This window comes from Mesorhizobium sp. M7A.F.Ca.CA.001.08.2.1, from assembly GCF_003998455.1.
GTDB lineage: Bacteria > Pseudomonadota > Alphaproteobacteria > Rhizobiales > Rhizobiaceae > Mesorhizobium > Mesorhizobium ciceri.
The window spans coordinates 1-2,709 of sequence record NZ_RZPW01000801.1 but is presented as its reverse complement, the minus strand read 5'-3'; the positions used below and the strand labels follow the sequence as shown (position 1 = coordinate 2,709).

The 2,709-nt window shown below is 64.4% G+C and carries 4 protein-coding genes; 1 reads left to right on the top strand and 3 read right to left on the bottom strand.

The features are described 5' to 3' along the window. Positions 1 to 235: EamA family transporter (locus EN914_RS31175; RefSeq protein WP_164779039.1), on the top strand; the 235-nt coding region annotated here is incomplete at its 5' end. 18 nt (positions 236 to 253) lie between these two features. Here the strand turns inward: EN914_RS31175 and EN914_RS31170 are convergent. From EN914_RS31170 to EN914_RS31160, 3 genes are all read right to left on the bottom strand, one after another. Continuing rightward, positions 254 to 1,294 (bottom strand): zinc-dependent alcohol dehydrogenase family protein, encoded by a 1,041-nt coding sequence (locus EN914_RS31170; RefSeq protein ID WP_024503823.1) that lies wholly within the window; start codon positions 1,292 to 1,294, stop codon positions 254 to 256. Between the two features lie 118 nt (positions 1,295 to 1,412). Continuing rightward, positions 1,413 to 2,063 (bottom strand): maleylacetoacetate isomerase, encoded by a 651-nt coding sequence (gene maiA / locus EN914_RS31165; RefSeq protein WP_024503824.1) that lies wholly within the window; start codon positions 2,061 to 2,063, stop codon positions 1,413 to 1,415. Between the two features lie 4 nt (positions 2,064 to 2,067). Next, positions 2,068 to 2,709: fumarylacetoacetate hydrolase family protein (locus EN914_RS31160; RefSeq protein ID WP_245497880.1), on the bottom strand; the 642-nt coding region annotated here is incomplete at its 5' end.

The window sequence follows — 2,709 nt, the reverse complement described above, 5'->3', positions numbered from 1 at the left end:
GTTCAGCATGCTGATCGGCTTCGTGTTCTGGTATCGCGGCCTGGCGCAAGGCGGCATCGCCGCGGTCGGACAGTTGCAGCTGCTGCAGCCATTCTTCGGACTGGCACTGGCAGCGACGCTGCTGCACGAACAGGTCAGTTCGTTGATGGTGGTCGTCACGCTTGGCGTGGTGCTTTGCGTCGTAGGCGCCAAGCGATTCGCGAAGCAGGAATTGCCACGACGCGCGATCGCCTGACGACGGTGCCGTCCTCGCCTAAAACTTCGTCACCACCCCAATGCCGATGCCCTCGAAGCCGCCCATCGCCATCAAGGCTGCGGGCGCCTCGTCGAGGCTGATCTTCTTGCCGACGAGCAGTTCGGGCTTCAGCTTGCCGTGGCGGATCATCTCCATCATCGCGGGGTAGCGATAGGCCTGCATGCCGTGACTGCCGAGGATTTCGAGTTCGAAGGCGATCACCTTGTCCATCGGCACCTGCGGCCGGGCGTGTTCGCCCAACATCAGGCCGACCTGCACATGGCGGCCGCGCCGACGCAGATTGGCGATCGAGTTGAACGAGGTGGTCGGGTGGCCGAGCGCGTCCATCGACATATGCGCGCCGCCATTGGTGATCTGCTTGACCGCCTTGACCACGTTCGGCGTCGTAGATGCATTGATGGTGGCGACGGCGCCGATCTTTTTGGCGAAATCCAGTTTCTCGTCGGTGAGATCGATGGCGATGACATTGGCGCCCATGGCGCTGGCAATCATAATCGCCGACAGGCCGACGCCGCCGCAGCCATGCACCGCGACCCATTCGCCCGGCTTCACCCGGCCCTGGTCGACAATGGCTCGAAACGAAGTGACGAAGCGGCAGCCGAGGCTGGCGGCGGTGGCGAATTCCATCTCGTCGGGCAGGCGCACAAGATTGGTGTCGGCATGTTCGATGGCGACATATTCGGCAAACGAGCCCCAGCCGGTGAAGCCAGGCTGTGTCTGGTGCTCGCAGACCTGGTGATTGCCCGAATTACACTCGAAGCAGCGGCCGCAGCCGACGGCGAAGGGCACTGTGACGCGCTCGCCGGCCTTCCAGCGCGTGACCTGCTTGCCCGCGGCGACGACGATGCCGGCAAGTTCGTGGCCCGGCACGTGCGGCAGCGTGATGCCTTCGTCATGACCCATCCAGCCATGCCAGTCGCTGCGGCACAGACCGGTCGCCTCGACCTTGATGACGACGCCATCGGCTGCCGGCTTCGGATCAGGAACGGTCTGGATCCTCGGCGCTTCGCCGAATTTCTCGAAGACGACGGCTTTCATCGGCAACACCACCTTTCACACGGCCTGCGGGAAACGATAGCCGATTCCCTATCCGGTCAAGCGAAAATCGATTCCGCCAGCCATACTGTTCCGGTGCCGACGCTACGCAGATGACGCCTTATTCCGCGTCGATCTGGTTCTGGGGCGCCGCTTTCTGGAAGGCCGGCAGCGCCATGCAGGCGGCGTTGATGCGCGCGATCGTCGGGTAGGGCGTCAGATCGACGCCAAAGCGGGCATTGCTGGCAATCTGTGCGGCGAGGCAGATGTCAGCCAGACCCGGCGCGTCGCCATGGCAGAATGTTCCGGTCTCCGCCGACAAGGCCAGGATCTTTTCAAGCGGCTGAAAGCCCTCGTTCACCCAGTGGCGGAACCAGTTGACGACGTCCTCGTCGCCGGCGCCGAACAGCGTGCGCAGCGAGGTCAGCACGCGCAGATTGTTCACCGGGTGGATGTCGCAGGCGATCATCTGCGCCAGCATTCTGACCCGTGCCCGACCGGCCGCATCCCCTGGCAATAGCGGTGGTTCCGGGCTGGTCTCGTCGAGGAATTCGATGATCGCCAGCGATTGCGTCAGCAGCGTGCCGTCGCCGAGCACCAGCGCCGGCACCAGCCCTTGCGGATTGACCGCGAGATAGGCTGGTTCGAGGTGCTCGCCATGGCGCAGATGATGCGGGATATAGTCGTAGCTCAGCCCCTTCATCTCCAGCGCGATCCGCACCCGGTAGGAGGTGGAGGAGCGATAGTAGTTGTGCAGGACGAGTTTGCTCATGCGCTCACTTCGGCTGGCCGATGGTTATTTCGATGGTGCCGATGCCGTCGACGCCGCCGGTCATCGTGTCGCCGGGGCCAACCGCGCCGACGCCTGCTGGCGTACCGGTGAAGATCAGGTCGCCGGGCTCGAGCTCCATCGCCTCGCTGCAGATCGACACGATATCCGGTATCGGCCAGATCAGTTCGGCGAGGTCGGCATCCTGCCTGACCTTGCCGTTGACGGCGAGCCAGATGCGGCCCTTCTGTGGGTGGCCGGATTCGTGCGCTTGCACCAACGGGCTGCAAGGGGCGGAGCGGTCGAAGGCCTTCGACCAGTCCCAGGGCCGGGCGGCCTTCTTGGCCTCGTCCTGCAGGTCGCGGCGGGTGAGGTCGATGCCGACGCCGTAGCCCCAGACATGGTCCAGCGCCTTGTCGCGGGGAATGCGGAAGCCGGCTTTGCCGATCGCGGCCACCAGTTCGATCTCGTGGTGCAGATTGGCCGTCAGCGGCGGGTAGGGGATAGCGGTGCCGGAATCGACCACCGCGTCGGCCGGCTTGGTGAAGAAGAAGGGCGGATCACGCTCGTCATTGCCGAATTCGCGGGCATGCGCCGCGTAGTTGCGGCCGACGCAGTAGATACGGCGCACCGCAAAACGATCGGACGA

Coding starts and splice junctions, on each gene's coding strand:
- EN914_RS31170 (WP_024503823.1), bottom strand. CDS start 1,294: ATGAAAGCCGTCGTCTTCGAGAAATTCGGCGAAGCGCCGAGGATCCAG.
- maiA (WP_024503824.1), bottom strand. CDS start 2,063: ATGAGCAAACTCGTCCTGCACAACTACTATCGCTCCTCCACCTCCTAC.